The following is a 25,442-nucleotide window of genomic DNA, read 5'->3' on the forward strand; positions in this document are numbered from 1 at the left end:
AGCCCGCTCCTACAGGTACAGCGCGGCCCTTGTGGGAGCGGGCTTGCCCCGCGAAGAGGCCAGTGGCCTTAACGCGCCTTCGGCTCCAGGTGATACCCCCGGCCGACATAGTCGAAGTCGACCAGCTCGTTGATCACCACGTCCTTCTCGGCCGGCGAGGCGTAATAGGCGCGGATCTCCTTGATCAATCCGCTCTGCTCGTCGAACACGTACCACTCGTCACCGCGCAAGGCCGTGCCCAGCTTGCTCTTCCAGTGGGTCCACTCGATCACCGCTTCGTTGCTGTCGTGGCTGACCAGGATCTTCTCGATGGTCCACTGCGACCCCAAGTTCTCCACGCACCAGACCCACTTGCGGGCGATGGTGTCGGCAGTGCGCCACGGGATTTCCGGCAATCCCGAGGGGAAGTAGTGCACCGCGTCCGGGGTGAAGCAGGACACCAGCTTGTCGTAGTCGCCTTCGTTGCAGGCGTCGAAGTAGCGACGGATCAGTTGTGCATGCTTGTGCTCGGCCATGACTCAGCCCTCCTCGCGGTCGATGATCGAAGGGATGGCCGGGCGGCCGGCGGCGACCCAGGCGTGGTAGTCGGACACCGACGCCGGGCTTGGCGGGTACACGCCCCACAGCGCTTCGCCGGCGGCAATGCGCATGGCCAGGTAGCCTTCGATGTCGTCCTGCACGCTGCACACTTCGGCCAGTTCCTCGGCCAGGTGCGCCGGGACCACGGTCAGGCCATCGGCATCGCCGACGATGATGTCGCCCGGGTACACGGCAACGCCGGCGCAACCGATCGGCACCTGCAGGTCAGCCACATGGTGGTAGGAAATACGCGTGGTCGCGGTGATCTCACGGGCATAGGCCGGCAGGCGCATGGCGGCGATCTCGCTGCCGTCGCGCAGTGCGCCGTCGGTGACGATGGCCTTGGCGCCACGGGCCAGCAGGCGGGTCACCAGGATGTTGCCTGCCGACGCGGCAGCCGGGTCGTTGCGGCTGTCGATCACCAGCACGTCGCCCGGCTGGATCTGCTCCACACCCACCCATTGCAGGTTGTCATCGTTGGGCTTGGTGGTCATGGTCGAATAGGTGTCGATGTCTTCACGGGCGGGAATGAAGCGCATGGTGAAGGCACGCCCGGCGAATGGCTTGGCATCGGGGCACATGGCGCGCAGGCCGACCAGGGCTGGCTGACGGAAGCCGCGCTTGAACAGCTGGGTGGTCAGCGAGCCGCTGCTGCAGGTGGCGAGCTTGGCCAGTACTTCGTCGCTGACGACGACCTGTTTACCGGAAACGCTCTCATGGGCATCGGCGTAGTTGTGGATGACGGACATTGTTGTAGGTTCTCCTCGCGGGTTCATCCGATGGGCGGCCAGGGCAAATTCCCAACATATGAAACATGCGTTCACTGCAAGCCCTGTTGAGGCCGATTCTATGGCGGAAAACTGGGAGGAAAAGGGGCAGAATCGGTACTCAGGCAGTCGAGTTCCAACAGGTGGGAAACAAACAATGAAAACAGGTGAAGGCACCGCCGCACTGGAAAAGGCCCTGGACGTGCTCCAGGCCATTGGCGCAACCGCCACCGGCATCAGCCAGGCCGAGCTGGCCGAGCAGGTGCCGCTGCCGCGCACCACCCTGTACCGCATCATCGCCACGCTGGTGGAGCGCGGCATGATCCGCCGCGACCCGACGCGCAAGGTCTATCGCCTGGGCTTCAACTACCTGGAGATGGTCCGTAACGCCTACCTGGAACCGGACCTGGTGGCTGCCGCCAGCGCCGAGCTGCGTGCCCTGCGCGACCTCACCGGCGAAACCTCCTACCTGGCAGTGCTCGATGGCAATCAAGTGCTGTCGCTGGAGCGTTGCGAAGGCGCCCACACACAGCGCTCGGCCGCCAGCCTTGGCCAAGGCAAGCCGGTGTACTGCACCGGCCAGGGCAAGGCGATCCTCTCCGCCCTCTCCCCTTCGGCCCGCGACGAAATCCTCAAGGGCCTGGTGCTGACGCCACTGACACCGCTGACCATCACCGACCGCCGCCGTCTGCTGGCCGAATTGCAGATTACCCAAGTGCGTGGCTACGCCCTCGACGACGAGGAAATTCGCCTGGGCATCCGCTGCGTCGCCGCGCCGATCGTCGACAAGCAGGGCCTGGTGCGCGGGGCACTGAGCGTGGCCGGACCCGCCTACCGCCTGACACTGGAGCGGCTGACCCTGCTCGGCCCGGAACTGGCTGACGCGGCGCGCCGGGTCGGTGAGCAGCTGCGCCCGGACGCCACCCCACGCGCTGCCGGCGAGCTCAGCGTGCTGCCCGGCCCTTGGGCGTTTCACGGCGCGTTCCCGCGCTGGCACGCGGGCCAGCGCGTGCTGTACTGGGCCGACACCCTGGCGCCGGCCATCCATTGCTGGGACGGCCAGTCCAGTCGCTTGTTGACTCGCCTCGACCTGCCGATACGCGGCATGGAGCTGCACCCCGACGGCCTACTGGTGGCCCAGGCCGGGGGCTGGTCATTGATCGACTGGCAAGGCAACGAGCATCCCCGCCAGGACCTGCTCGGCAGCCGCCTGCTGGCATTGGCCACACACCCGTCCGGCAATTTGTGGGCGTGCGCCAAAAGTGGCAATGGTTGCTTGATCGGCGAACTCAGCGCCGAGGGCGAGCTGCGCCATGGCTGGTCACTGCCGGAGCCGGTCAGTGCCTTTCGCTGGGATGCCAAGGGCAGCGCGGTTTATGCCTTGGCACCTGAGGCCGGGGACATCCTGTTGCTGCAACCGGGCAGCAGCAGCGTGCGCCGGCTGGCTTCACTGCCCCGTGGTGGCGGCAGCCTGGGCGGGCTCGCGCTGGATGGCAAAGGGGGGGTGTGGACCACACAACTGGAAGGCTGGAGCCTGGCGCGCTTCGATGCCGAGGGCAACCTGGACCGTATGATCGGGTTGCCGGTGCCGAGCCCGACCGACCTGTGCTTTGGCGGGGAGGAAGGCACCACCCTGTTCATTACCAGTGCCCGCCACGCACTTCAGCTGGAAACCTTGGCCAGTGCGCCGAACTCGGGATGCCTGATGCAAATGCAGACTTGAATGGGTATGCCCGGTAACTCCACCCGTTCGTGATGTCACCAGAGCAATAGCCGAGTAAAACGTATCAGAACTTGACCTGATAACTGACGATCAACCGATTCTCGTCGGCATCATCGGTAAATGTGGCGCGGCTCACGGCATTGCGCCAGCGCAGCGACAGGTGACGTAACGGCCCGCTCTGTACGGTGTAGATCAGGTCAGTATCGCGCTCCCATTCATGGCCGTCATCGCCAGCGGCCCTCAAACTCGCCACCTTGGGCTCGCTGATGATCTGTGGGGCAACCTCATGACCAAGGTTGTAGTGCACGCTGAAACTCAGGCAAGGCATACCCAATGTCGCGAAGTCGTAGTCATAACGGGTGTGCCAGACCTTTTCGCTGGCTGGGCGAAATTGCTTGCCACCAACTGACCGAAAATGTAGGTGTCGCTGGCGTTAAGGTAGATGAAAGGAGTATCGCCGACCGACTGCTGGTAACCCGGCGATCTGATACCAGTTTTGCCAAGCAACTTGTTGTCCATTTCAAGTAAGCTGTCGGCTTTCGAGCTGCCACGGACAACTCCTGCTTTGAAGGTTGTGATGGCTTTGCATAAGCGGTTAGAAAAAATTGCCAGTTCAAGAAGGACTGACGTAACCCGCAGAGCATCGACCTAGGCCAAAGATGCCCACCAAAAAAAATAGGCAACAATGAAAGATAAATAAGAGAAAAACCCAAGCAGAGCTTGGGCTAAAAGGTCACCCAAGATAAGTGACAGGGCGACCAAATAATTACAATAGACACCACTTCACGCAATCACTAATGATTGACCGCAAAGGTCTTACCTTCATGCTCCATTAGCAAACCCTGCATTTCCGAAAACTTATTCTCCGAGCTTGGCTCTCGCTTGAGAAGTGAAACCAATATCATTACCACGAATGCAAGAGGCACACAAACAATGGCCGGGCTATTCAAAGGATAGAACCACCAGACACCATCAAGCACTGAACGATCAAGTTTCATCAGGGCAACTTGAACAGCCGGTGATACAAATATCAACAGCATTGATGAAACACAACCTACAACCATCCCAGAAACAGCTCCAGCCGTAGTAAGGCGGCTCCAGAACAACGTGAGCATCAGGAGTGGAAAGTTTGTCGCAGCAATAATCGCTTGGGATAAACCAATCAGGAAAGCTACGTTGATGCTTTCAAACATCAATGCAAGCAGTGTTGCGATAGAGGCAACAATCACCGCGCCGATCCGCGCCACAGACAACGAAGCCTCCCCTCCTTGCTTGCCAGCATGCACTACGCGTGACCACAAGTCGTGTGCAAAGGTGGTCGCAGACGTGAGAGTCAAACCTGCCACCACTGCAATAACAGTGGCGAACGCCACGCCACAAACGATGCCGAAGAAGGTGTCACCGCCGACATACTTTGCTAGCATTGGCACTGCCATGTTACCGCTGGCCCCTGCTCCCAAGATGGCCTCGCGCCCAAGCAAAGCCAAAGCGCCGAACCCTACGACCAACACCATGAGGTGGAACGAACCAACGATCATCGTGGCGTAGACAGCAGACTTCTTGGCCGACATCGGATCAGGGACTGTGAAGAAGCGCGTCAGAATCTGGGGCATCCCGATAGCGCCGCAGACAAGCGCGATAGCCAGCGAAATCATTTCCCAGCGGCCCACCGGGTCCATATCGCGAGGCACGAGCATGTGTGCCTGTTCGGTTTCCCCAAGCCTCCGAAAGAGTTCGAAGGGACTGTAGTCGAAATGGCTCAGCACGAGCATGGTCAGCACGCACACCGTCAGATGCTGAAGTATCGCCTTGATAATTTGCACCCAGGTCGTTGCCAGCATGCCCCCGAACAGGACGTAGCTCATGGTCAGCAAACCAACAAAGATTACAGAGGCGCTGTAGGGAATTCCGAACAGAACCTTGATCAAGATTCCACCCGCTACCAGCTGCGCGACGAGGTAGAGCAGGGTCATGGGTATGCTGACGAGCACAGCGGCTAGCCTGATCGGTTTTTGCTTCAAACGCCACGCGATGACATCTGTGAGCGTGAACTGGCCTAAGCGTCGTATTGGATCTGCAAGCAACAGCAGGATGAGCGGCCAGGTTACGACAGCCGCCACGGGATACACATAGCTGCTGAATCCCATCGTCGCCAAAAGCCCGGTCATCCCTAGCATAGCACTCGCACTCATGTACTCGCCGGACATGGCCAGGCCATTCTGCCAAGCCTTGATACCACCAGATGCCACAAGGTACTGCCCAGCAGACCGGTTGCGTCGGGAGGCCCAGGCGGTAATGCCTACCGTCACACAGAGAAAGAGCAGGAAGAATGCAATGGAAACCGCTTGGTTAGATTGCATGATGTACCACCTTGCCGACCATAGTGTGATCGGACTTTGTCTTGAGGCTCAAAACAGCCACCGAGATCGCAACGAGGATCACGGAGGGGCCCATTACCAGGCTCAATGGAATATCCGGAAAAACTTCGTACGTCAGTGTTCTTGGAAATGCAACGCAGAGAATTACAAACACCGAATAAAAGGCACTTACGATCAGCGCCATAATCAAATGCATACCACCCTTTTTTTTAGGGCCTACCTGGGTATTCAAGCCATACGGATAGTACAAAGAATCAGACATGACTCCTCCTCTTCCTCGGCCACGCAACGTGGCCAGGAAAATATCATTATGAATAGATGAGAGGAAGCTATTTCGCTGAGTTACAGCGATTCCATCTCACTCGACTCGACGAACGATTGAATAGACTTCAGGCGGGAATCAAACTGCTCTTGCCCTGCTGACGGAGTCGACTGGCCTTCAACAAAGTGGATCGGCTCAAGTGCTACCCGATTCACTTCCAAACGGAAGATATCGAAGCGGTTGTAGTACCCCGCCACGTCGTGCAGTCGCCGCAGCTCAGCGACAGGCGAGTAATTGATCTCAGCGATGCAGAGACCTTCCGTATCACACAAGGTGTCGCCGATGACGTTGCCATCCGGCCCCAGGATCATCGATACGGATTTCGGGGACTTGTCCAAGAGCTCGAGCACCTCATCCCCCATACCCTCAAGCTCTTTGCGCATGGTCGTGTCGTAGTAGCCTGACGCTACGATGTTGAAAACTTTGCCTTCGAATGAGTGAGCAGCTGCCCGGATGCGAATCGCCTGCTCCAGGTCATAACCACCGGCCTCAGACAAAGGCCGCATGACGGCGAGCGGAGGATAGGTAGAGATATGCAGTTGCTCGTTCTGAGCGATCATGGAGTAGCGTGCCAGAGGATTACTGTTCTCTCCGCAGATCAGCATGCCGATTCGACCCACATCCGTATCGGCAACTCGTAGCCCCGCTCCATCGCCATTGGCCCACACGAGTTTTTCGAAGAACGTAGGTACCAGCTTCCGCCGATGTCCGATGATCTCCCCGTCATTGTTGATCAGGACATTGGCGTTCCACATGCAGGTGCTGCTGGCCGAGGCCAGTTCATTGAAGCCCATGGAAACGATGATGCCGTGCTTGCGAGCGGCACGACGCAGCTGCTGGATCTCCGGGCCATCCAGCCTGATCGCCCCTTGGGTAAGTGCTTCAAAGTAGCGATGCGTGTGGATTGGCGCCCCGACGTTAGCCCACACAGGAAAACCAGGGATAAACGTTTCAGGGAAAGCGATCAACTGCACGCCTTTTCGCGCAGCCTCCTCAATGATGGAGCAGGCTTTATCTACGGTCTTTTGAGTATCGTGGTAGATAGGAGCGACATGAGCAGCGGCCACTTTATAGTTTTCATTCGCTTTCATTTTGAGTCGAGCCTCGAACAGCCAGGTTGCTTAGATTGGATTTATTTTCACCTTGCGGTCTCCAATCTAAGCCCAGGTCTATAGGGGCGCTACTAGCATTTAATGATGAAGCGATCACTTTTTACGATGGAATCAGCTAAACGCTCAATGCTGCCTTGAAGGGGGCTTTTCCTTCCTTAATTCACTTAGCGCCATGGCGCCCCAAGCCAGGGCGCAGAAGGCTCAAATGCACTTTAAGCATGCAAAAAAAATTACTCAACCCCAAAGCTTTTCGATGATCATTCATCAGAATTTCGTATGGCTATTGGGCCATTTGGATCACACCGACCACCCACCCGTTTCCTTGAAGCCGGCGAAAAGCGACACAATGGTTTGCCGCACTTTGTCGACCGCGTTGCTCTGAACGCCTGCTTCATGCCAGCAAAGGGACAGCTCACGCACGAAGAGCCGATGGTCAATTTCCCTTAGCGTGATCCGACCAGGTTCCAGGTTATCCTGCGCTGCCGCCCATGGCAGAACAGTAACCCCCAGTTCATTTTTCACCGCCAGCAGCAGCATGTCTGTTGAGTTGACCTCAAACTCCACCTGGCATGCTTGACCAGCCTCCTGAAGAGCGAATTCGACTCTGCTCCGTATGCCATTGGGCGCGCACGGGAGCACCAGAGGTAGCCTGGACAGCGCTTCAATGGAGATGGGTGTGTCAGGAAGTTGAAGCTCTGGCCACGACATCAAGTACAAACGCTCAGTGAGCAGATGTTGTGTGGCGATGCCCCGGGTTTCCACGGCATCGACCATGACTGCCATGGCCACCCTCCCCGTGGTGATGAGACCTTCGATGTCAGCACTGGGAGCGTCGAAGAGCTCAAGCTTGATCCCGGGAAACTTGCTTCGAATCATGCGCGCCAGTGGCATAGCGAGCATGCGTGCGGTGCTGGAGGGCATACCAACACTAACCCTACCTTGCGGGTACTCCGCATCCTGCAAGAGTAACTCTCGAGTGGCGTCAGCCTGCCGTAGCAACTCGATAGCATGCCTGTAGAGCGTCCGTCCTGCTGCAGTCGGCTCGACACCATGAACACTCCTTTCCAGGAGCTTCATGCTCATCTCTTCCTCGAGGTTTCTGATCTGTTGGCTGATCGCGGGCTGAGCAATATGCAGACCTTCGCTAGCTCGGGTGATGTTTCCACACTCGACTACACGGACAAAATAGCGAAGCTGCCGAAGATCCATACTCACCCCCTGCCATACATTTTTATGATCTTTCTAGAGGAATATCATATTTGAAGCCTATGGCAAACGGCTCATAGACTGAGATCACGACCTCCGCACAGGTCTGCCACAAGCAGCGCCCCAAGTTGCCTCATGAGGGTCACCACCCTACTAGGCCGCTACCCAGGCCACCCGCTCGAAGCTGCTTAGCCCTTACTCGTTCCGCTCACATTTGAAGCCTGTGCAGGGTCAACCACCTAATCCCACAAGAATAATGAGGGTAATAACATGCAAGCTTTAAAAGGGATCAAGGTTGTAGATCTCACCCGTGCCTTGTCTGGGCCCTTCAGTGCCATGGCTCTCGCCGATCTCGGGGCTGATGTGGTCAAAGTTGAGCAAGGCCCGAAGGGTGACATGAGCCGTGATTGGGGCCCATTCGATCGCGGTGTCAGCACCTATTACCTCTCCTGCAACCGTAACAAGCGCGGGATCTGCCTGGACTTCCGCACCCCAGAAGGCATGGCCGCCATTCACAAGCTCGTCGACTGCGCCGATGTCCTCCTGGAAAACTTCAAACCCGGCACCGCCGAAGCCATGGGCCTCGATTACGCCACGCTGAGTGCCCGCAATCCACGCCTTGTCATGGGCAGCATCAATGCATTCGGCACTGACGGCCCGATGAGCCATTGGCCTGGTTTTGATCAGATTGCTCAAGGTTACTCAGGCTTGATGAGCCTCACCGGCTATCCGGATGGTGACCCGACTCGGACTGGGACAGCGATCGGCGATCTCTCGTCCGGTATGTGGCTCACCATGGCAGTCTTGGCGGCATTGGTAGAGCGCGAACATACCGGTCGTGGGCAACATGTCAGCACCTCACTCTTGTCGAGCCTGGTTGGCCTACTCAGCGTCCACGGCCAGCGGTACCTGAGCGTTGGTGACATACCACGCCGCACCGGCAATGCCCACTCTGTCATCGCCCCGTATGGCGTCTTCCAAACTCAGGATGGCCCGTTGAACCTGGCTCCTATCACGACTGCGATGTGGGAGCGCCTGTGCGACCTGCTGGACTTGCAAGAACTGCCAAAAGATTCTCGGTTCTTGTCCAACGATGACCGGGTCGCCAATCGCGACGAACTCAAACAGATCCTGGAGTCGCGCCTGAAAACCCGGGGTAAGCGAGAATGGACTGAAGTCTTTATCAATGCCGGTCTGCCGGCAGGCCCAATCAACACGCTGGACGAAGTGTTCGAAGACCCACAGGTGCAGCACTGCAAGCTGACCCGCACGCTCGAACACCCCTCTCTCGGGCCGGTACGCCAGGTGATCACGCCCGTATTTGGCAACAAAGAACCCGAGGTGCACCGTGCTCCACCACTGCTGGGTGAGCACACGATCGAAGTGCTGCGTGAGGCCGGTATTGACCCATCAACCATCGACTCCCTATTGACCTCGAAAGCGGCCTTCCAAGGCTGACCCGCCCTACAACAAATCCAGAGAGTAGTCAGATCATGGCAACGACCGACACCCCAACTGAATTCGTGAAAGTAGAAATGGTGGATGAGCGCATTGCTCGACTCACCTTTAGCAACGCCGCCAGACGTAACGCGCTCAGCGCAAAACTGCTCAGCCTCTTCGAGGAGAGCCTGGCAGCGCTCGCGGCAGAGCGTGTCCCCGTGGTGATCATCGGCAGCGAACCAGGACAAAGTGTTTGGAGTGCTGGCCATGACATCCAGGAGCTCAGCCACGACCGCGACCCGATCGCATACGACAAGCCCCTCGAAAGAGTGCTCCGGAACATCCGCACCTACCCGGGCGTGGTCATTGCGATGGTCGGTGGTTCCGCATGGGGAGGTGCGGTGGATCTCGCGATGACTTGTGACATGGTTATCGCCGATCAGAACGCCAGTTTCTCCATGACACCGGCGAACATCGGCCTCCCCTACAGCACCAGCGGTTTGCTGCGCTTCTTCAACAATCTGCCGATCCACCTGCTCAAAGAAATGTTCTTCACCGCCTCAAAGCTGGACGCCATTCGGGCGGCCCAATTTGGGGTGGTGAACAAGTTGGTCGACGTAGAACACCTGGAGTCGACTGCCGTTGAGTTTGCCCAAGTTGTGGCGACCAAAGCACCTCTGGCGGTGCAATCAGTGAAAGAGCAACTGCGCATGCTTGAGGACATGCAGCCGGTACCGGTTCATGTGATGGAGCGCATTGCCGAGCTGCGCAAGCAAGCCTGCGAAGGCAGAGACTTCACTGAAGGGCTCACCGCGTTCGCAGAGCGCCGGCCTCCTCAGTTCATCGGCCAGTGATTCGATCGAGGGCCTTGCTTGTGAAATACATGAGCGTTTCACCGCAAGGCCCCACCCGCCTCGTATCGCTTCACAAGTGCCACTTTATCCGCCTGCTGCTAAGGGGGAGATTGTTGTGAATGGTACCGCCTTCACGCTCGATGGCGATGGCCAACCGCGACTCGGTAACTATATCCATAGCATCAACGGAGAAACAGGTTCAATCGAATCTTATCAGTGATCTGCTTCACCAAAGACACCGACTCGTGGTCACCGCCTAGGACAAAAACGATAAAAAACGAACCGACCTAAAAGGGGGCAGTACCTGCCCCCCTGTGCCAGTCCTCAGCGATCAACGCCACCGAGGCACCTGTACTTGAACTCAAGATACTCTTCGATGGCGTAGCGAGGTCCTCCGCGGCCAAGGCCCGTTTGCTTGACATCGCCGAACGGCGCCATCTCGTTGGCGATTGCCGACTCCGAGCATGCCGTAATTCAAGTACTGTCTGACGCGCAGTACGTGGCCGATGTCGCGGATAATGCAATATGCAACACGTTTTTTCAGCAGACACGGTGCACACCTGATAGCGCCTTTGAAGACTTAACAACTGTCCTCGCTCAACACTGGCGCACTCATGCTTTGGCAGGCGGAACGTTCGCGTCCAGAACGTCAAAACCTGTCGCAATGAAAAAATGCGTGCAGAACAAATTGAAAGTGGCGATGTCACTTTCATTGGATCCGAAACCGACTTCGGAATCTGGCTCGCTCGACAGAGGCGCAGCACAGCAGCCCCGGCCAGCGATTCTAGGACGAACGCAGCAGGAGGCTGTGTGCCATGATCTCGATAAGAAGCTCGTACCATCCGATCGACGCCGCGATTCTGTGGTGTGGCCTTTCAGAGTATGAAGAAGAGATCCTGCAGGTAGAGTTTTCCCACCCTAGCAGCCTACGAAAGCATTTTTTACAGTGGCCAGGTCTGCTCGAACACCTCGAGTGCATCTACGACGCCATTCTCAGCGGCGAATTGCCCGCAACCTACCTGGGGCAGCCGATTACGTCGGATAGTCACATTCACCGGGTGTACTACTCCGTTCGGCGCGCCGATCTCCTGCTCTGGTTCCTACGCAGCCTGCCAGATCAGAAACCCCCCTTTCTGTTTTCCCAAGATGTTGATCACTCAGGATGCGTAAGCCTGACTGCGCATCTGGCGAAACAAGCCGAGCTCGACTTTGCCCTGAGTACGCTTCAGCAGTTGCAGCAAACCTATGCTGTCACCGCTGATGAAGTGGCGGCGCTCACCACGCTCAACGACAAGCTAAAAGTGCGACTCGAATCACTTGGCATCCCGTCCGAGACGTCTGAAGCCATGCAGAACAGGCTGATCGGCGCGATGCTCATGACCACGCTCGGGAAAAACCAAAACGGCAAGGTTCAGTCAATCTACCCCAGCCAGGCAGAGTTGGTCCAAGCCATTCTGCTGCGATTCCCAGGAGTGGATGGCCTTAGCAAAAGTACCATTGATCGGCGATTTGCCGACGCGCGCCGTCTTATAGCCCAGGTAAAACGGGGCTGACGCCGCATTGTCAGGCGATGCCGGGCATTGCCTGACAATGTTTTTTACCCTCTTCCGACCTTCACTGACTGTCACTTCCCACCACGCGCCACCCGGCGCTACGGAGTGACATCATGCAACCGACCAACCTTGCCCCTCTGCCAGCCGACCGCCACATCATGCGCCGCGATGAAGTGGAGCAGAAAACCGGCTTCAAACGCTCGCACATCTACAACCTGATGAAGGCCGGCCAGTTCCCGCAATGCCGGCGCATCGGTATGCGCGCCGTCGGTTGGGACTCAATGGAGATCGAACAATGGGTCCAGGACCGACTGTCCACGGGAGACTGACCATGGACGTCCTCTCGCTGATCTCGACCAAGGGCGGCGCGGGTAAAACTACCGTCGCCGCCAACCTGGGCGGTGTGCTCGCCGATGCTGGCCTTCGCATTCTGTTGCTGGATCTGGACAGCCAACCGACGCTGTCCAGCTATTACGCTTTGTGCGATGCCAAGGACGCCGGAAGCTACGAGCTGATCGCTCAGCAACTCACAGCGCCGGAGCAGATAGTCTCGACGACCGTTATTCAGCACCTAGACCTGATCGTCTCCAACGACCGCGCCGGACACATCAGCACCTTGCTGCTGCACGCGGCCGATGGCCGTCTGCGCCTGCGCAACCTCCTGCCCGCCTTCGAGGATCATTACGATGTGCTGATCATCGACACCCAAGGCGCACGCAGCGTAGTGGTGGAGATGGTCATCCTCGCCTCCGCTTGCGCTCTGTGCCCGGTCCTTCCAGAAATGCTTGCCGCGCGCGAACTGCGTCGCGGAACGCTGGGCCTATTCGAAGAGCTGGAGCCCTACCGCTACTTGGGCGTTGCCTTGCCGTCGGTGAAGCTGTTGCTCAACCAGGTCAACGCCAATCGCCGTGATACGCGCTTGATCATGCAAAGCCTGCAAGCCTCTTTTCAGGACGATACCCATGTCAGCGTCTGCCGTTCGCTGCTCCCCGACCGCGTGGCTTATCCCAATGCCGCCTCGCTCGGCCTGCCTGTGCACCGCGTAGAGCCAGTTCCACCGCCCGGCAGCCGCAGCCCTTGTGCCGCCGAGATCATGCGCGGCTTGGCCATTGAGTTGTTCCCGCAATGGGCCGAGCAGCTCGGTGCTCTTGCCGCGCCTGCATCTGGTCGCCCGGCCACTGCCGAGCACCAGTTGATCCGTCGCGGCTGACCGGAGAATAAGTGATGAAGCCGCCGACCTCCGAAGACATCACACGCCAACTGCAGCAGGCGCACTTTCCGCACAAGCACGGACGCGACCTAGCGGCGGCCCCAGTTGGCGATACACCGATGGTGGTCAGTCTCGAGCAACTGCGGCCCTACGAGCTGAACCCGCGTGTGGTGCGCAACCCACTGTATGACGATATCAAGGCTTCAATTCGCGAGCGCGGCCTGGATCAGCCGCCCGCCATCACCCGCCGCCCCGATGAGTCGCATTTCGTCATCCGCAACGGCGGCAACACTCGTCTGAGCATTCTCGGTGAACTTTGGCAGGAAACGCGCCAAGAGCGCTTCTTCCGTATCCATTGCCTGTTCCGCCCTTGGCATTCGGAAGCGCATACGTTGCTTGGGCACCTGGCCGAGAGTGACCTGCACGGCCAGTTGACGTTTATCGAGCGGGCTCTCGCGGTAGCGAAGCTCCAGGACATGTTTCAGCTCGGCGATACCCACCTCACCCAGCGTGAGCTCGCGACGCGCTTGAGTGAGGGTGGCTATCCCATCTCGCAGTCACACATCAGTCGCATGTTCGACGCGCTCGAGCACCTGCTCCCCGTCATCCCGCAGAAACTGTATGCGGGCCTGGGCAAACCTGCCATCGGGCGCCTCATCAGCTTGCGACGGCGGACAGAGTCGATCTGGAACCAGTACTTCGGCAGCCCCGAGCAGTTCCCGCTGCTGTGGTTTGAAGCGCTGTCAGCATTCGACGGTGAAAAGCCCGAGCTCGATTTGAGTGAGCTGCAGGACGAATTGATTGCCAGGATGGCAGTGAGCCTGGAGCAGACACCTCGTCTGCTGGCACTAGAACTACATCAGGGGCAACGTCCCTCACTGCCTCCAGCGGACAGCACTCAGGTCCCTCCAAAAAATCAAGCTGGCGAGCCTCCGGTCCCCTCGTTGACACCAGAACGTCCATCGGATACGTCGACCGCGGTGTCCAATCCCGAGCCCAAACAAGCTGGTGGAACGCTCCTGCCACGGCAAGCTCCACGCTTACCCGAAATACGCCAGGCGCTGGGTGACGAACCGTTGCAAGACAAGCCCTTGGAAGAGCTCGAGGATACTCCGAGCCCGGTTGACACGGCACCCTCACGCCCCGAGCCACTGGACGATATCAGCGACTTGCGCGCGAGATGCGCCGCCCTCGCTGCCGACCTTGCCGCTTACGCAGACGCCGGCGACATGGTCAGCCCCCTCTTGGACGGCCTGGGCTTCACCCTTTCACCGGGTCATGGCGAGCGACTCAGCTCGCGGCACACCGGTATCCAGCTGCTGCTCTCGGCCCTGCTGCGCCTGCAGGACGACGTGGCCTGGAAGGAACGTCAGCAGTTGCCGGCAGCACTGTTTGGTCAGCTGCTGATCGGCGTCTACGACCTGCCCTTCACCGACCGCCCAGCCCTGACGGTGGGCCTTGAACGACTTCCTGATGCTCAGCTGGAGCAGCTGTTCACGCTGATCCGCCACGCCCGACAGTTGATCGAACTGACGCTGTCGTCCACTCGATAACGTGAGGAGCCACCTCATGAGCAAGACTTTCAATCTATTGAACCATGCCATGTTGAACCAGGTGCTGCATGAGCTGCGCCATGGCCGCCTACAGCGCTGCAAGGCCCTAGGTCTGGCCGATGAAGACATTGAGGTGCTGCAGTCGCTGCCGCCAACTACCTTGTCCCACCTGGCGCACTCGTCAATCGCCTGGGTCGAAGTGAAGGTCGACATCACCGTGTTGCGACGCCTGATCGTCCAGGCCGAACGCGACGAACAGAACGAGCGGTTGATCAACCGGGCGCTCAAGTTGGGCGCGAGCTCAAACATCATGTACCGCTGCTTCGGACTGGACCATTCGGAGACCGCGTTGCGCCGCCGTGTGCTGAAGATCGAGACGCACCGCGGTCGGCCAGTCCAGCTCAGTGAAGTGCAGGAGCATGCCGTGTGGAATCGCTGGAGCCAGTTGCGCACGGAGGATCCGGACAACGATCCGCTGGACACCATGATGATGCTGGCCGAGGAACAACACATCAGCCTGACCCTGGTCTGGCAACAGATCGAACTGTACGGAGGCACACCATGCTGAGCTTTTACGAGGTCGACTGGCAGGACGTGGTGCGTCAATGCTACGACGCCCTTCGGCGCCGAAATGAGTGGTACGCGGCGAACGGCAAACTGGCTGTCCCCACCGAGGAGCCCGCGGTGCGGACGATCTACTACGGCGACAACAACCCGCTGCCGCAGACCTTGCTGCTGGACCGCCGGCTGACGCCACTGGAACGTAATACCTGGCAGGTCCTGCGCTGGCTGATCACCGAACGCAAGGTCAAGACGCCACGCTACCAGGACCTGCAGCCCTACCTGGCGACCAGTCCCTGCGGTACTCAGGCCTCTCGGGAAACCATCGCCCGCGCACTCAACGTTTTGCGCACCACTCGCTGGCTCAGCCTGGTGGAGCGCTCACGCGATGCGAGCGGCTGCCTGCGTGGTTGCGTCTATGTGCTGCACGGCGATCCGTTGACCGCAGCCGAACAGTTGGATCTGGACAGCGGCTACGCGGCGTTGCTGCGACAGAACCTCTCCCATGCCACCAAAGGGGTCCGGGACGTGGCGAAGCATGTGATCGCCGAGATCCAAGCGGACCCGCAGGTAGCTCAGCTAGACAAAGACAGCCTCGGCTCGCTGCCGCCGGTTCAACAGCAAACGCTGCCGCTGATGAGCGATGAACCAGATACAGAGGATTCCGAACCTGGCGCACTCGACCTGGTTCGGAATTCTCCGGCTGGCGCAACAGATCCCGAACCCTGCGGCAATGCAGCGGATTTGGCTGTGGTTCGGAATGCCGACGCTGGCCGTACAGTACAGAAAGACCAAAGCAAAAAAAGTACGGTACTGGGGCAGGTGGAGTTTGGTCGTGCGCGATGGCCCGAAGATTTACCGCTGAACCCGAACGAGCGGCGCATGGCCTCCCAGGCGATGCGTCAGCTTGAGCCGGAACAGCAACAAGCGGTGATCAATGAAGCGGCGGTGCGCTGCGCCCGCGGCGAGATCCGAAAACCCGTCGCCTATCTGATGGGCTTGATCAAGCGCGCCTGCCAGGGCGAGTTCACCCTGTGGGCCGCGCGTACGGAGGATGAGAAATCCTCAACCCCTTCTTCACGCACAGCCAAGCCTGCGTCGGAAGATCCCCCCCGCGAGCGATCCAAGCGCGGCGGACAGCGCACCGCGTCGCCACTTGCCCTCTCCTGCCTGGAGGAACTGAAACAACGCTGCCGAGGGATCACTGCGGCTACATAGGGCTGGAACTCGGTGGATCTAATGTCGATGCCATCGGTTCCAGGGGGATCCACTCTCGGGAAAATGCGAGCAATCCACCTTCAGGTAGATCCGCATCGCCAGCCAAGGATCGGTCCATCGTCGGCGTCATTCCGACGGCGAGGTACTGGCGATGGTCGATCACTACCAACTCAACCTGGGTTCCCTGCGCAGCAGCATCACCCTCACCCTGCACACCCACCATGCGGCACGCCTGTGGCAGGGGCGCAGCGGCCGCGACGGGGTACACCCGATTCTGGGCATGCCCGGTTACATCAGCGTCACCAACCTGCTCAAGCACGCCAGCAGCCAGGGCGATCCATACGCCGACTGGTTCATGCTGCAGCTGGAGGAAAAGCTGCTGCAGGCCAGGTTGGACATGGCCACGCTGACGCAGCAAATGAGCCGCGTGGAACGGGCCCTGCCCACGCAAGTCGACGTCGGTGACAACCTCAACATCCACCCAGTCACCCTGCCGCTGTTCATCGGCAGCCAGCTGGGCTTTCTCGCGATCTACCTGCTCACCGACTACGACACCCTGGTCCGGCGGGTACTGCTCGCCCACCACACAGCGCTGATCGGCCGGGGCGACATGGAGTCCTGGATCGATGGCGGCGCACATCTGCTGCGCAGCCTGTTCGGCCTGGCGCAGCGCTACCGCCTGGCCGGGGTGAGCCGCGACGACATGGCCGCCAACAACGCCCGCGCCCGCGAAGCCATCGACAAGTTCGGCACCCTGCCGCAGGACATTCTTGAAGGGACACGCCGCTCACAATTCGCCCCACCGATCGCCCGTAACAACGCGCATTCCGAAATCGAAGGCCCGAATCCGCCGGAAGCCGAGGAGCAGCCTACAGCGGACACCGCGAACGACGGGGGTGAGGCATGACCCTGGCCGAAGCCATTGCCCGGCGTTTGTCAGCCGATGCCTATCGCGAGTTTGCACAAGGTGCCTCCCTAAAAGGCCTTTTAAAGCCTTTTAAGGGTAAGGGGGAGCTGCAGCAGTTCGCCGAGACGATCCTGCGCCTGCGCACCCAAGTCGCCGAGTTGATGGCGGTAATGTTGGCGATCATGGCCCAACCACCCTTCTCGTTTCTGGATCTGCGTTTGGTCGTCCAGCACAGCGCGACGGGCACTGAATTCTTGCGCTGGCGCAGCCCGGATTTTCTGCGCATGGGCGTGCAGGTGTGGCAGGAGACGCTGGTTCAGCCGCGGCTACACCCTGAACTGCGGCAGGCGCTGTATCAGCTGGAGACCAACCGCGTGGTGCTGAACCTGCAGATGAGCAGCCTGCAGTCGCTGTATCGCCAGGCCATCACTGGCGCCAGCAAGCTCGAGGCCGCCGAGCTCGCCCTAACCCGTTCCCCCACCGAGGAGTAACCCGCATGAGTACTTTGTTTGTTGGTGAAGGCAACATCGGCAGCGTGCCGGAGTATCAGGAGTTCAACACCAATCCGGATGAGCCGCGGCGCCTGCTGCGGCTGAATGTCTACTTCGACAACCCGGTACCGCGCGAAGGCGGCTACGAGGATCGCGGCGGCTACTGGGCGCCCGTCGAGCTCTGGAACCGCGACGCCGAGCACTGGGCCACGCTGTACCAGAAAGGCATGCGCGTTTTGGTTGAAGGGCGCACGGTCAAGGAGGAATGGGAGGACAGCGAGGACAACGCCCGCGTGACGTTCAAGGTGGAGGCCCGGCGCATCGGTATTCTGCCGCACCGCCTGGCCTCGGTCACCATGCGCGAGAAAGCCAACGATAACGCCAGCACTTCACGCAAGGGGGGTGGCAAGAAAGCGCCACGCAAGTCCGGATAAGTGCGTGGCACTCAGTGGAATTGGCGCCCGCAGCGCGACATCGCTGGAGCCATACAGTCAGCTCAGCGGGCAACACCGGCTGCTGCCGATGTTTCATTCTCGCCTGGCACTCCTATGCCGCTCATGTTCCAGCATTTGCTTCACTTCTGCCAAATACTGGTCCAGGGCAAGGAACGCCCGCCAGTGCAGCGGACTCTCCTGAAGCCAAGCAATCAGCCGGGCGCGAGCCTGCTCCTTGTCCGGTTCCAGATGGGTGGCCATAAACAGCTCATAGGCCTTGATCGCTAGCGCATCTGCCTCACTCTGGTGGGATCCGTGCAAGTTTGTTGCCTCCGTGGTGACGGTCGGGTCATCCAGCTTTTTTCGGTGATACGCCCCACAGGGTTGTTAGTCAACCTTTTGAGCCGTTCATATCTTTGGGGTGCTGTTCGACCATATGGGTCGAATTGGAGAGCGCCCCCATTGCCCGTGAAAGAGCCTAGCCCACATCACATTGGTCGCCAGTTGGCGAAGTATCGTCGTGCCCGGCACTTGACCCAGACACAGGTCGGCGAGCACCTGCAGATCTCCGGCGAAGCGGTGTCGCGCCTGGAGCGCGGCTTCGTTGAGCTCTCGGTATCCAAGCTGCTGCAATTGGCCGACTTGTACGGCTGCCCGGCCGATGAACTGTTGCTCGCGATCAGCCCTCGGTCGCAAGACCTGGGCGTGCAGATCAACTCGATCATCAAGGAGCTCGATGAGGCGGATAAGCAGTTCGCCTTGGAGTCGCTGAAAACGCTGGCCAGCCACCTCGCGCAACGCAAGTAGCACCCGCCCGCCGATATGAGCTAGACACCTTCGGATTTACCCTGGCGCTCAGCGACGATATCCCCACCCTGTCGGTATCCACCGAGAGGGCCCATGTATGCGCCTGTTCATCTGCGAAAAACCTTCCCAAGCCCGCGACATCGCCCGGGTGCTGCAGGCCAGCCGCCGCGGTGAAGGTTGCCTGCTGGGCCAGAACATCACCGTCACCTGGTGCGTCGGCCATTTGCTGGAAACCGCGCCGCCTGAAGCCTATGGCGATTACAAACGCTGGTCCCTGGACGATCTACCGATCATTCCCGGCCGTTGGCAACTGGTAGCCAAGCCCAAGGTCGCTGGCCAGCTCAAGGTGATTAGCCAGCTGCTGCGCACCTGCAGCGAAGTAGTCATCGCCACCGACGCAGACCGCGAAGGCGAGATGATCGCCCGGGAAATCCTCGAGCGCTGCCAGTACCAGGGGCCGATTTTGCGCCTATGGCTCTCCGCGCTGGATGAGGCGTCGATCCGCCGGGCCTTGGCCAACTTGCGTCCGGGAGAGCAGACCTTGCCGCTGTACCACTGTGCCCTCGCCCGCTCCCGTGCGGACTGGCTGGTCGGCATCAACCTGAGTCGGCTGTTCACCCTACTCGGCCGCCGCGCCGGTTTCGATGGTCTGCTGCCGGTGGGACGCGTGCAGACGCCCACCCTGCGCCTGGTGGTCGAGCGCGACCGGGCGATCGCGAGCTTTGTGCCGCAACCGTTCTGGACCGTCGATGCACACCTGGAGCAGGACGGCATCCGTTTTCAAGCGCGCTGGCAGCCCACCGCCGCCGTCAGCGATGCGGTTGGACGCTGCATCGACGAAAACGCTGCGCAGCAGGCGCTCAGGCGCCTCACTCAAGCCGACAGCGCGCAGATCGACAGTGTCGAAGTCGAGCGCGTGCGCGAAGGCCCGCCGCTGCCGTTTGACCTGGGCACACTGCAGGAAATCTGCTCGGCCAAGCTCGGACTCGGTGCACAGGAGACCTTGGCCACTGCCCAGGCCCTGTATGAAACACACAAGGCGACGACCTATCCGCGTAGCGACTGCGGCTACTTGCCGGAGAGCATGCTCGATGAGGTGCCGCGCGTGCTCCACGCCTTGGCCGCCGCCGCGCCTTCGCTGGGGGCAGTCCTCAAGGAGGTCGACCCTTGTCGCCGCTCCCGCGCCTGGAACAGCAGCAAGGTCACCGCGCACCATGGCATCATTCCCACCGCCGTCACCCTCAACCTAACGCAGCTCTCCGAGCGCGAGCTGGCGGTGTACACGCTAATTCGCGCCCGCTATCTCGCGCAGTTCATGCCCGAGCACGAGTACCTGAAAACCCAGGCGCAGTTACACAGCCAGGCAGACCAACTGGTGGCGCGCGGCAAGCAGATCCTGGCTCGCGGCTGGAAGGCGATGATCAACGAGGCCGACGGCAACGAGCCGGCCGAACCGGTGCAGCGGTTGCCCACGTTGCGTGAATCCACGACGGTGGCGCTGGTCGACGCCACGCTCAACGCACAGCGCACGCTGCCACCCAAGGCCTACACCGAAGGCACCCTGATCAAAGCCATGAAAACTATCGCCAGCCAGGTGGCCGAGCCGCGCCTCAAGCAGAAGCTCAAGGACAGCTGCGGGCTCGGTACCGAGGCCACCCGCGCGGCCATCATCCAGGGCCTGATCGATCACGGTTACCTGACCAAGAAGAAACGCAGCCTGGCTGCCTCCGCCGCGGCGCATACCTTGATCGAAGCGGTGCCGCCAGAAGTAGCCGACCCGGTCATGACCGCGCTGTGGGAGCAGGCGCTGGACCGCATCGAATCGGGCCAGCTGAGCGTCGAGACCTTTCTCGCCAAGCAGGCAGAATGGCTGACTCGACTGGTGCGCAGTAACGCCACGCTCACCCTGCGCCCGCCCCCCAGCAAGGGGCCGTTCTGCCCGGTTTGCCGCAGCGCCATGCGCCAGCGCAAAGGTCGCACCGGCAGCTTCTGGTCGTGCATCCGCTACCCCGAGTGCAAGGGCACTAAAGCTTTGGCCAAGACCAAGCGGGCGAAAAACACATGACTTGACGGCACACCACAGCGCTGGTGTAGTGATCTGGCCCCTCGCCGCTTGGCGACCTAGACCGATTCGCTCCGGGCAGCTCGGTCAGACTCCTAGAGTTCGGAGCCACACTTCAGCACATCTGCGGATGACTTCTCAGCGTTCCAAGTCCCCCAGGTGGATGACCCGTGCGGCTTGTACCAAGCCTTAGGGGTCATCCGCTTCGGCGACGATGCTCAGCTCCGGTGCCCGCCGGCGAAACACTGGGCACCTTTTGTGCGCGGATGCGTGCCAGTTGATTCCGACCCAGGCCACGACAAGGGTCGGTTGATCCAGGTGGATCGGCAGTGGAGTTCTGCGACGGACTTCGGTGCCACATCGCCGGGTCAAGGGTGGTCCAACTCCTCCTAGCCTGATGACCGTCGGGCTATTTTTTCGTCGCCGAGAATCCACCGAAAGCCACCCGACTCCGCCCGCCCAGACCGCCTGAAAACCACGGTTGACGGGCCTTTTGCAGCGTCTTATAGATGACCTGTACCTCGCTGTCGTTGACAGCACCCAGGTAGCCAGGACCTTCAAGGCTACGCCCGCTTCGGGTGGTTCTCCCCAAAAGTGCGACTCGCGCTCGGCAGCTCGCACGGTCACCGCCCCATCGGTGATGAGCGCCTTCTCAACCGACCATGTGTTTGCACCTCCCCTTGCGGAACTCACCAGCCGCCAGGGCCGGTGGATGTCCGCGTTTCTGCTGAACAGGAGCTTCATCATGACTACTGCAAGCAATAACGCCCCCACCACCTACTTCAACCTGCACACCCAAGGCATCGGTTACCTGAACCGTGTCCGCGAAGTCCCGGTTCGCCGCGGCCAAGCGTTCATGGCCTGTGACATCGCTGCCCTGCACGGTGCCTCGGACGACGTCGAGTACACACGCTTCGACTGCAAGGTCGCCAGCGGTGAAGCCGACCGGCTGATCCGTGAACACCTGGAAGACGTCCAAGCCGAACGCAAGGTCCTTATCGCGTTTCGCATCGGTGACCTCTGGGTCGATCCGTTCATGTACGAGAAAGGCGAACGCAAGGGGCAACCCGGCGCCAGCCTCAAAGGCCGACTGATCTTCATCGAGTGGATCAAGGTCGACGGTCAGTTCAGCTACCGTGCGCCGGCTCGGACCGACGCTGCCGCCGCCCCTGAGGCTGCTGAAGCAGCAGAATCGGAAACAGCGAGCAGCGAGGGTGACGCTGACCAAGGCCAGCCAACCCCACCCGTTGCACGTAAATCCACTGCCGCACGTCAGTCTGCCTAAGGCAGGTTGGCCGCCCGCAGCAGGCGCTCTTATGAGCGCCTGTTGTACCTTCATGTCGGAGGTCGCCATGGAAAGCTTCTGGCTCTGTGAAGACTGCCTGCAGGCGGTCGCCTACGACGACTTCAGTGCGCTGTCGCTGTACTACAGCGAGGCTGAAGTCGAACACCGCATCGCTCACTTGCGCTTACAACTGCAGGCCCTGCTGCCCCTGAGCGCCGATTTCGATCCGCATACCGGCGCCGGTATCGAGGCCTTTTCCACGCAACCGTGCGAAGTCTGCCAAAGCCCCCTGCACGGCACTCGGAATCGCTTCACGCGCCTTTGATCACACACCTAAACCAGCCTGGGGCAAGCCCCAAGGGGGCGCTCCATCAGCCACGAGGAATTGCCCATGAACACCACCTTGAACCTCGTCGAGCCGCTCGATCCCGTACTGGCTCAACGCGCCCGTGAGGATGCGCTGATCACCGAGGCCCTGCAGCTGCTGGACCAACGTCACTTCCAGCGCGGCGAGGTGCTGATAACTCCCGCCGATGCCGCAGCCTACTTGAAACTGCAACTCGCCCCTTACCACCACGAAGTGTTTGCCCTGCTCTGCCTCGACTCGCGCCACCGTGTGCTGAGCTTCGACATCCTCTTCACCGGCAGCATAGACGGTGCCTCCGTGTATCCCCGCCAGGTGGTGATCAAGGCACTCGAACACAATGCCGCCGCCGTGATCTTCAGCCACAACCACCCCTCCGGCTGCTCGGAACCGAGCGGCGCCGATCGGGTGCTCACCACCCGCCTGACTGAGGCTTTGGCCCTGGTCGAGGTATGCGTCCTGGACCACATCATCGTCGGCGAAGGCATCCCGCTTTCGTTGGCCGAGTACGGCTGGATCTGACAGCCCACATTGCCCAGGAGGTCACCGCCCGTTTGGGGTGACCTCGGCGCTTTCGGAGAACCACCATGCACCCTTCCCTGCCCAATCCGTTTCTTCGCGGCTTCCAAGACCTGCAATACGAGCGTATCCTGCAGATCAGCTATGCCGACGATTGCCCACCGTGCTACCGCGCGCTACACCCCGCTCAGAACGAGCGGCCCGATGAGGCCATCAGCCTGCAGCCATGCCTATTCGATGACGACGTCGCGGTGATTACCGACGGTGTGTGCGTACCCGAGTTTGTGCGCATGCGCTGCCCGGCCGACGGCCTGGTGAATACCGTGCTCTACCAGATCCTGGGCAGTCAGCTCGGACGCTCGATGCATATCGGCGACCTCGGCAACGTCGAGGCTGCGCAAAACCTGATCGAACAACTGTCCTTTGCCACCGGGCACTACAGCCGTAGTTGGGAAATCAGCAGCGCCCACCTGCCCGCAGACGACTTCGAGTACCTGCAGGTGCGCGCTTGGTGCAATTCACCGGCGAGCTTCTTCGAGTGCTTCGAACTCAACGCCAGCCATGCCGTCGGCTGCAAGCTGTATTCGACGCCTTGGGTCGCAGACATTAAAGCCGGCGGCAACAGCTGCTGCGCCGACGAGGTCAGTGAGCGAATGCTCGCTGACCGTGTCCCTCCAGTGTTACTTCAGCTGCTCCTACTGGCAGGCCAGGCGGACATCCGCCTGTTGATCTTTGACCCTGACGCGGCACCGCTCTCGGAACTACCGCTATTCACCGAAGAATGACCAAGGCGCCCTCCCGGGCGCCTTTTTTGTGGTGGCTGACAGAAAAGCTAGCTCGACAGATTCGGTTTTCCAGTGGGGACTCGCCTCGCGCCTTCGCCATGGTATCGGCAACATTTGTCGAGACTCGGTCATGCACACATCCCTACTTCCCACCCTCGGTCTGATGATCGCCCTGGCTGGCTGCAGCACCCCACCTCCGGCTCCTGCACCCGCAGCACCACCCGCTTTGCCGGCGACATCGCCCAAGCCGAAAACCCAGCTTCCGGCCTGGGTCCGCCTGGACCGTTACACCCTGGTCACCACGCGTCCCACGCTGGAGCAGCGCCAGCCGCTGTATCAATTGGTCAACGTGCAGATCGCGCCAGCCCTGAATGCCACCGTCGGTGAAGCCCTGCGTCACGTGCTGCACCGCTCGGGCTACGCGCTGTGTGCCGACAGCCCAGCGGTGGATCGCTTGTTCCGTCGCCCTCTGCCCGTGGTACAGCATCAGCTCGGACCGATCTCGCTGCTGGACGCCCTGACCATCATCGGCGGCCCGGCCTGGCGACTCGAGATCAATCCGGTCGAGCGGAGCGTGTGCTACGCCCTGCGCGTGCCGTCGCCTGCACCTCCAATCTCCACACTGGAGATTGCGCCATGAAGGTCCTCCATTTTCAGGCGCTGGTGGTCGGTGCCCTGTGCCTGGGCGCCGCGGTGCTCGCCGCCGAAACGTACAACCATCATCAGCAACTGGCTGAGCTTCAGGCTGCGGCCCGCAATGCCCCGGCGGATCCAACGCCAGCCCTGCGCCGCGATATCGATGCTTTGGCCGACAAGCTCACGACGCTGCAGCCGCAGGTAGTGGAGCTGGGCGAGGCGCAAAGTCGACACACCACGGCGCAGGTCGCCCTCGGCCAGCAGCAGGATGAGCTGGCCGCTTCGCTCAAGACGCTCCACTCGGCACCGCCAGGTTCAAGCAGCACCGATATGACAGCGCTGGAACAACGGCTGGCCGCGGCAGAGGCGACGCTCGAGAAAATGTCGGTCCGGCCTGCTATGCCTGCGGCCGCCACCACGCAGCCAAAAGCCTCCAGCAGTGAAAAAGCCAAGGCCAAGGCGCTGACACCGCCCTTCACCTTGCTGGGTATCGAGACCCGAGGTGACGTCAGGTTCGTGGCTACCCTGCCGGTCGGCGCCCATTCGCTGACAACCATGCACCTGCTGCAACCGGGAGACAGCTTTAACAGCTGGCAGTTGCGTGCGATCCGTGCGGACCAGGTGGTATTCCACATTCCTGGGCATGGCGACCGCACGCTGCCACTGCAGTGAAGAG

27 protein-coding genes and 1 pseudogene are annotated in these 25,442 nt (G+C 60.4%); 20 read left to right on the top strand and 8 right to left on the bottom strand.

Annotated features, from left to right (window positions below):
* Nucleotides 1-68: 68 nt before the first annotated feature.
* Together OO258_RS13640 and OO258_RS13645 are read right to left on the bottom strand one after the other, a co-directional pair.
* Nucleotides 69-515: a nuclear transport factor 2 family protein gene (locus OO258_RS13640; protein WP_103469153.1), complete on the bottom strand. Its 447-nt coding sequence runs from the start codon at nucleotides 513-515 to the stop codon at nucleotides 69-71.
* 3 nt (nucleotides 516-518) lie between these two features.
* Complete coding sequence (locus tag OO258_RS13645; protein WP_103469154.1) at nucleotides 519-1,328, bottom strand: ribonuclease activity regulator RraA; 810 nt, start codon at nucleotides 1,326-1,328, stop codon at nucleotides 519-521.
* A 175-nt stretch (nucleotides 1,329-1,503) separates the two neighbouring features.
* On the opposite strand from OO258_RS13645, the gene OO258_RS13650 reads away from it, so the two are divergent.
* Nucleotides 1,504-3,069: an IclR family transcriptional regulator domain-containing protein gene (locus OO258_RS13650; protein ID WP_103469155.1), complete on the top strand. Its 1,566-nt coding sequence runs from the start codon at nucleotides 1,504-1,506 to the stop codon at nucleotides 3,067-3,069.
* Nucleotides 3,070-3,133: 64 nt separating this feature from the next.
* On the opposite strand, the pseudogene OO258_RS13655 reads toward OO258_RS13650, so the two are convergent.
* The 5 genes and pseudogenes from OO258_RS13655 to OO258_RS13675 all read right to left on the bottom strand — a co-directional run.
* Nucleotides 3,134-3,466 (bottom strand): annotated as a pseudogene (locus OO258_RS13655) (OprD family outer membrane porin); the annotation flags it as partial.
* Nucleotides 3,467-3,863: 397 nt separating this feature from the next.
* On the bottom strand, nucleotides 3,864-5,429 hold the full coding sequence (locus OO258_RS13660) for a cation acetate symporter (protein WP_103469157.1): 1,566 nt from the start codon (nucleotides 5,427-5,429) through the stop codon (nucleotides 3,864-3,866).
* Complete coding sequence (locus OO258_RS13665) at nucleotides 5,419-5,709, bottom strand: hypothetical protein (RefSeq protein ID WP_103469158.1); 291 nt, start codon at nucleotides 5,707-5,709, stop codon at nucleotides 5,419-5,421. The genes OO258_RS13660 and OO258_RS13665 overlap by 11 nt, the downstream gene beginning before the upstream one ends.
* An 80-nt stretch (nucleotides 5,710-5,789) precedes the next feature.
* The gene (locus tag OO258_RS13670) at nucleotides 5,790-6,860 is read right to left on the bottom strand and encodes a carbon-nitrogen hydrolase family protein (RefSeq protein ID WP_103469159.1); all 1,071 of its coding nucleotides are present in this window, start codon (nucleotides 6,858-6,860) and stop codon (nucleotides 5,790-5,792) included.
* A gap of 318 nt (nucleotides 6,861-7,178) precedes the next feature.
* On the bottom strand, nucleotides 7,179-8,090 hold the full coding sequence (locus tag OO258_RS13675; protein ID WP_103469160.1) for a LysR family transcriptional regulator: 912 nt from the start codon (nucleotides 8,088-8,090) through the stop codon (nucleotides 7,179-7,181).
* Between the two features lie 267 nt (nucleotides 8,091-8,357).
* Here OO258_RS13675 and OO258_RS13680 point away from each other — a divergent pair, with 267 nt between their 5' ends.
* The 11 genes from OO258_RS13680 (at nucleotide 8,358) to OO258_RS13730 (ending at nucleotide 18,308) form a co-directional block, all read left to right on the top strand.
* Nucleotides 8,358-9,545, top strand: a complete 1,188-nt coding sequence (locus OO258_RS13680) for a CaiB/BaiF CoA transferase family protein (RefSeq protein WP_103469161.1) — start codon at nucleotides 8,358-8,360, stop codon at nucleotides 9,543-9,545.
* A 35-nt stretch (nucleotides 9,546-9,580) separates the two neighbouring features.
* A complete protein-coding gene (gene scpB, locus OO258_RS13685) occupies nucleotides 9,581-10,381 on the top strand; it encodes a methylmalonyl-CoA decarboxylase (protein WP_103469162.1) in 801 nt (266 codons plus the stop codon).
* An 815-nt stretch (nucleotides 10,382-11,196) separates the two neighbouring features.
* Nucleotides 11,197-11,934 carry a hypothetical protein gene (locus tag OO258_RS13690; RefSeq protein WP_103469163.1) on the top strand — a complete coding sequence of 246 codons (738 nt, stop codon included), beginning with the start codon at nucleotides 11,197-11,199 and terminating at the stop codon, nucleotides 11,932-11,934.
* Between the two features lie 113 nt (nucleotides 11,935-12,047).
* The gene (locus tag OO258_RS13695) at nucleotides 12,048-12,263 is read left to right on the top strand and encodes an AlpA family transcriptional regulator (protein ID WP_103469164.1); all 216 of its coding nucleotides are present in this window, start codon (nucleotides 12,048-12,050) and stop codon (nucleotides 12,261-12,263) included.
* A gap of 2 nt (nucleotides 12,264-12,265) precedes the next feature.
* The gene (locus tag OO258_RS13700) at nucleotides 12,266-13,144 is read left to right on the top strand and encodes a ParA family protein (RefSeq protein ID WP_103469165.1); all 879 of its coding nucleotides are present in this window, start codon (nucleotides 12,266-12,268) and stop codon (nucleotides 13,142-13,144) included.
* Between the two features lie 14 nt (nucleotides 13,145-13,158).
* The gene (locus tag OO258_RS13705; RefSeq protein ID WP_103469166.1) at nucleotides 13,159-14,697 is read left to right on the top strand and encodes a ParB family protein; all 1,539 of its coding nucleotides are present in this window, start codon (nucleotides 13,159-13,161) and stop codon (nucleotides 14,695-14,697) included.
* A 16-nt stretch (nucleotides 14,698-14,713) separates the two neighbouring features.
* Nucleotides 14,714-15,265 (top strand): DUF2857 domain-containing protein, encoded by a 552-nt coding sequence (locus tag OO258_RS13710; RefSeq protein WP_103469167.1) that lies wholly within the window; start codon nucleotides 14,714-14,716, stop codon nucleotides 15,263-15,265.
* Nucleotides 15,259-16,476 (top strand): STY4528 family pathogenicity island replication protein, encoded by a 1,218-nt coding sequence (locus OO258_RS13715; protein ID WP_265978405.1) that lies wholly within the window; start codon nucleotides 15,259-15,261, stop codon nucleotides 16,474-16,476. The genes OO258_RS13710 and OO258_RS13715 overlap by 7 nt, the downstream gene beginning before the upstream one ends.
* Nucleotides 16,477-16,627: 151 nt before the next feature.
* A complete protein-coding gene (locus tag OO258_RS13720) occupies nucleotides 16,628-17,383 on the top strand; it encodes a PFL_4669 family integrating conjugative element protein (protein WP_103469169.1) in 756 nt (251 codons plus the stop codon).
* Nucleotides 17,380-17,874, top strand: coding sequence for a DUF3158 family protein (locus OO258_RS13725; protein WP_103469170.1), 495 nt, complete (start codon nucleotides 17,380-17,382; stop codon nucleotides 17,872-17,874). The genes OO258_RS13720 and OO258_RS13725 overlap by 4 nt, the downstream gene beginning before the upstream one ends.
* Nucleotides 17,875-17,879: 5 nt before the next feature.
* The gene (locus tag OO258_RS13730) at nucleotides 17,880-18,308 is read left to right on the top strand and encodes a single-stranded DNA-binding protein (RefSeq protein ID WP_103469171.1); all 429 of its coding nucleotides are present in this window, start codon (nucleotides 17,880-17,882) and stop codon (nucleotides 18,306-18,308) included.
* A 93-nt stretch (nucleotides 18,309-18,401) separates the two neighbouring features.
* On the opposite strand, the gene OO258_RS13735 is transcribed toward OO258_RS13730, so the two are convergent.
* Nucleotides 18,402-18,629, bottom strand: a complete 228-nt coding sequence (locus OO258_RS13735) for a hypothetical protein (protein WP_103469172.1) — start codon at nucleotides 18,627-18,629, stop codon at nucleotides 18,402-18,404.
* Between the two features lie 141 nt (nucleotides 18,630-18,770).
* Between OO258_RS13735 and OO258_RS13740 the strand changes: the two genes are divergently transcribed.
* The 8 genes from OO258_RS13740 to OO258_RS13775 all read left to right on the top strand — a co-directional run bounded on the left by OO258_RS13740 (nucleotide 18,771) and on the right by OO258_RS13775 (nucleotide 25,438).
* Nucleotides 18,771-19,115 (top strand): helix-turn-helix domain-containing protein, encoded by a 345-nt coding sequence (locus OO258_RS13740; RefSeq protein WP_265978404.1) that lies wholly within the window; start codon nucleotides 18,771-18,773, stop codon nucleotides 19,113-19,115.
* A gap of 97 nt (nucleotides 19,116-19,212) precedes the next feature.
* On the top strand, nucleotides 19,213-21,180 hold the full coding sequence (locus OO258_RS13745; protein WP_265978403.1) for a DNA topoisomerase III: 1,968 nt from the start codon (nucleotides 19,213-19,215) through the stop codon (nucleotides 21,178-21,180).
* Between the two features lie 742 nt (nucleotides 21,181-21,922).
* Nucleotides 21,923-22,462, top strand: a complete 540-nt coding sequence (locus OO258_RS13750; protein WP_103469174.1) for an STY4534 family ICE replication protein — start codon at nucleotides 21,923-21,925, stop codon at nucleotides 22,460-22,462.
* A gap of 67 nt (nucleotides 22,463-22,529) precedes the next feature.
* Complete coding sequence (locus OO258_RS13755) at nucleotides 22,530-22,787, top strand: hypothetical protein (protein ID WP_103469477.1); 258 nt, start codon at nucleotides 22,530-22,532, stop codon at nucleotides 22,785-22,787.
* 66 nt (nucleotides 22,788-22,853) lie between these two features.
* Nucleotides 22,854-23,348, top strand: coding sequence for a JAB domain-containing protein (locus OO258_RS13760; protein WP_265978400.1), 495 nt, complete (start codon nucleotides 22,854-22,856; stop codon nucleotides 23,346-23,348).
* 65 nt (nucleotides 23,349-23,413) lie between these two features.
* Nucleotides 23,414-24,130 carry a hypothetical protein gene (locus OO258_RS13765; protein WP_265978398.1) on the top strand — a complete coding sequence of 239 codons (717 nt, stop codon included), beginning with the start codon at nucleotides 23,414-23,416 and terminating at the stop codon, nucleotides 24,128-24,130.
* Between the two features lie 130 nt (nucleotides 24,131-24,260).
* On the top strand, nucleotides 24,261-24,770 hold the full coding sequence (locus tag OO258_RS13770; protein ID WP_265978396.1) for a PilL N-terminal domain-containing protein: 510 nt from the start codon (nucleotides 24,261-24,263) through the stop codon (nucleotides 24,768-24,770).
* Nucleotides 24,767-25,438 (top strand): hypothetical protein, encoded by a 672-nt coding sequence (locus OO258_RS13775; RefSeq protein WP_265978394.1) that lies wholly within the window; start codon nucleotides 24,767-24,769, stop codon nucleotides 25,436-25,438. Before OO258_RS13770 ends, OO258_RS13775 begins: the two co-directional genes overlap by 4 nt.
* The last annotated feature ends 4 nt before the right edge of the window (nucleotides 25,439-25,442 follow it).

This window comes from Pseudomonas sp. DCB_BI, assembly GCF_026240995.1.
Classification (GTDB): Bacteria; Pseudomonadota; Gammaproteobacteria; order Pseudomonadales; family Pseudomonadaceae; genus Aquipseudomonas.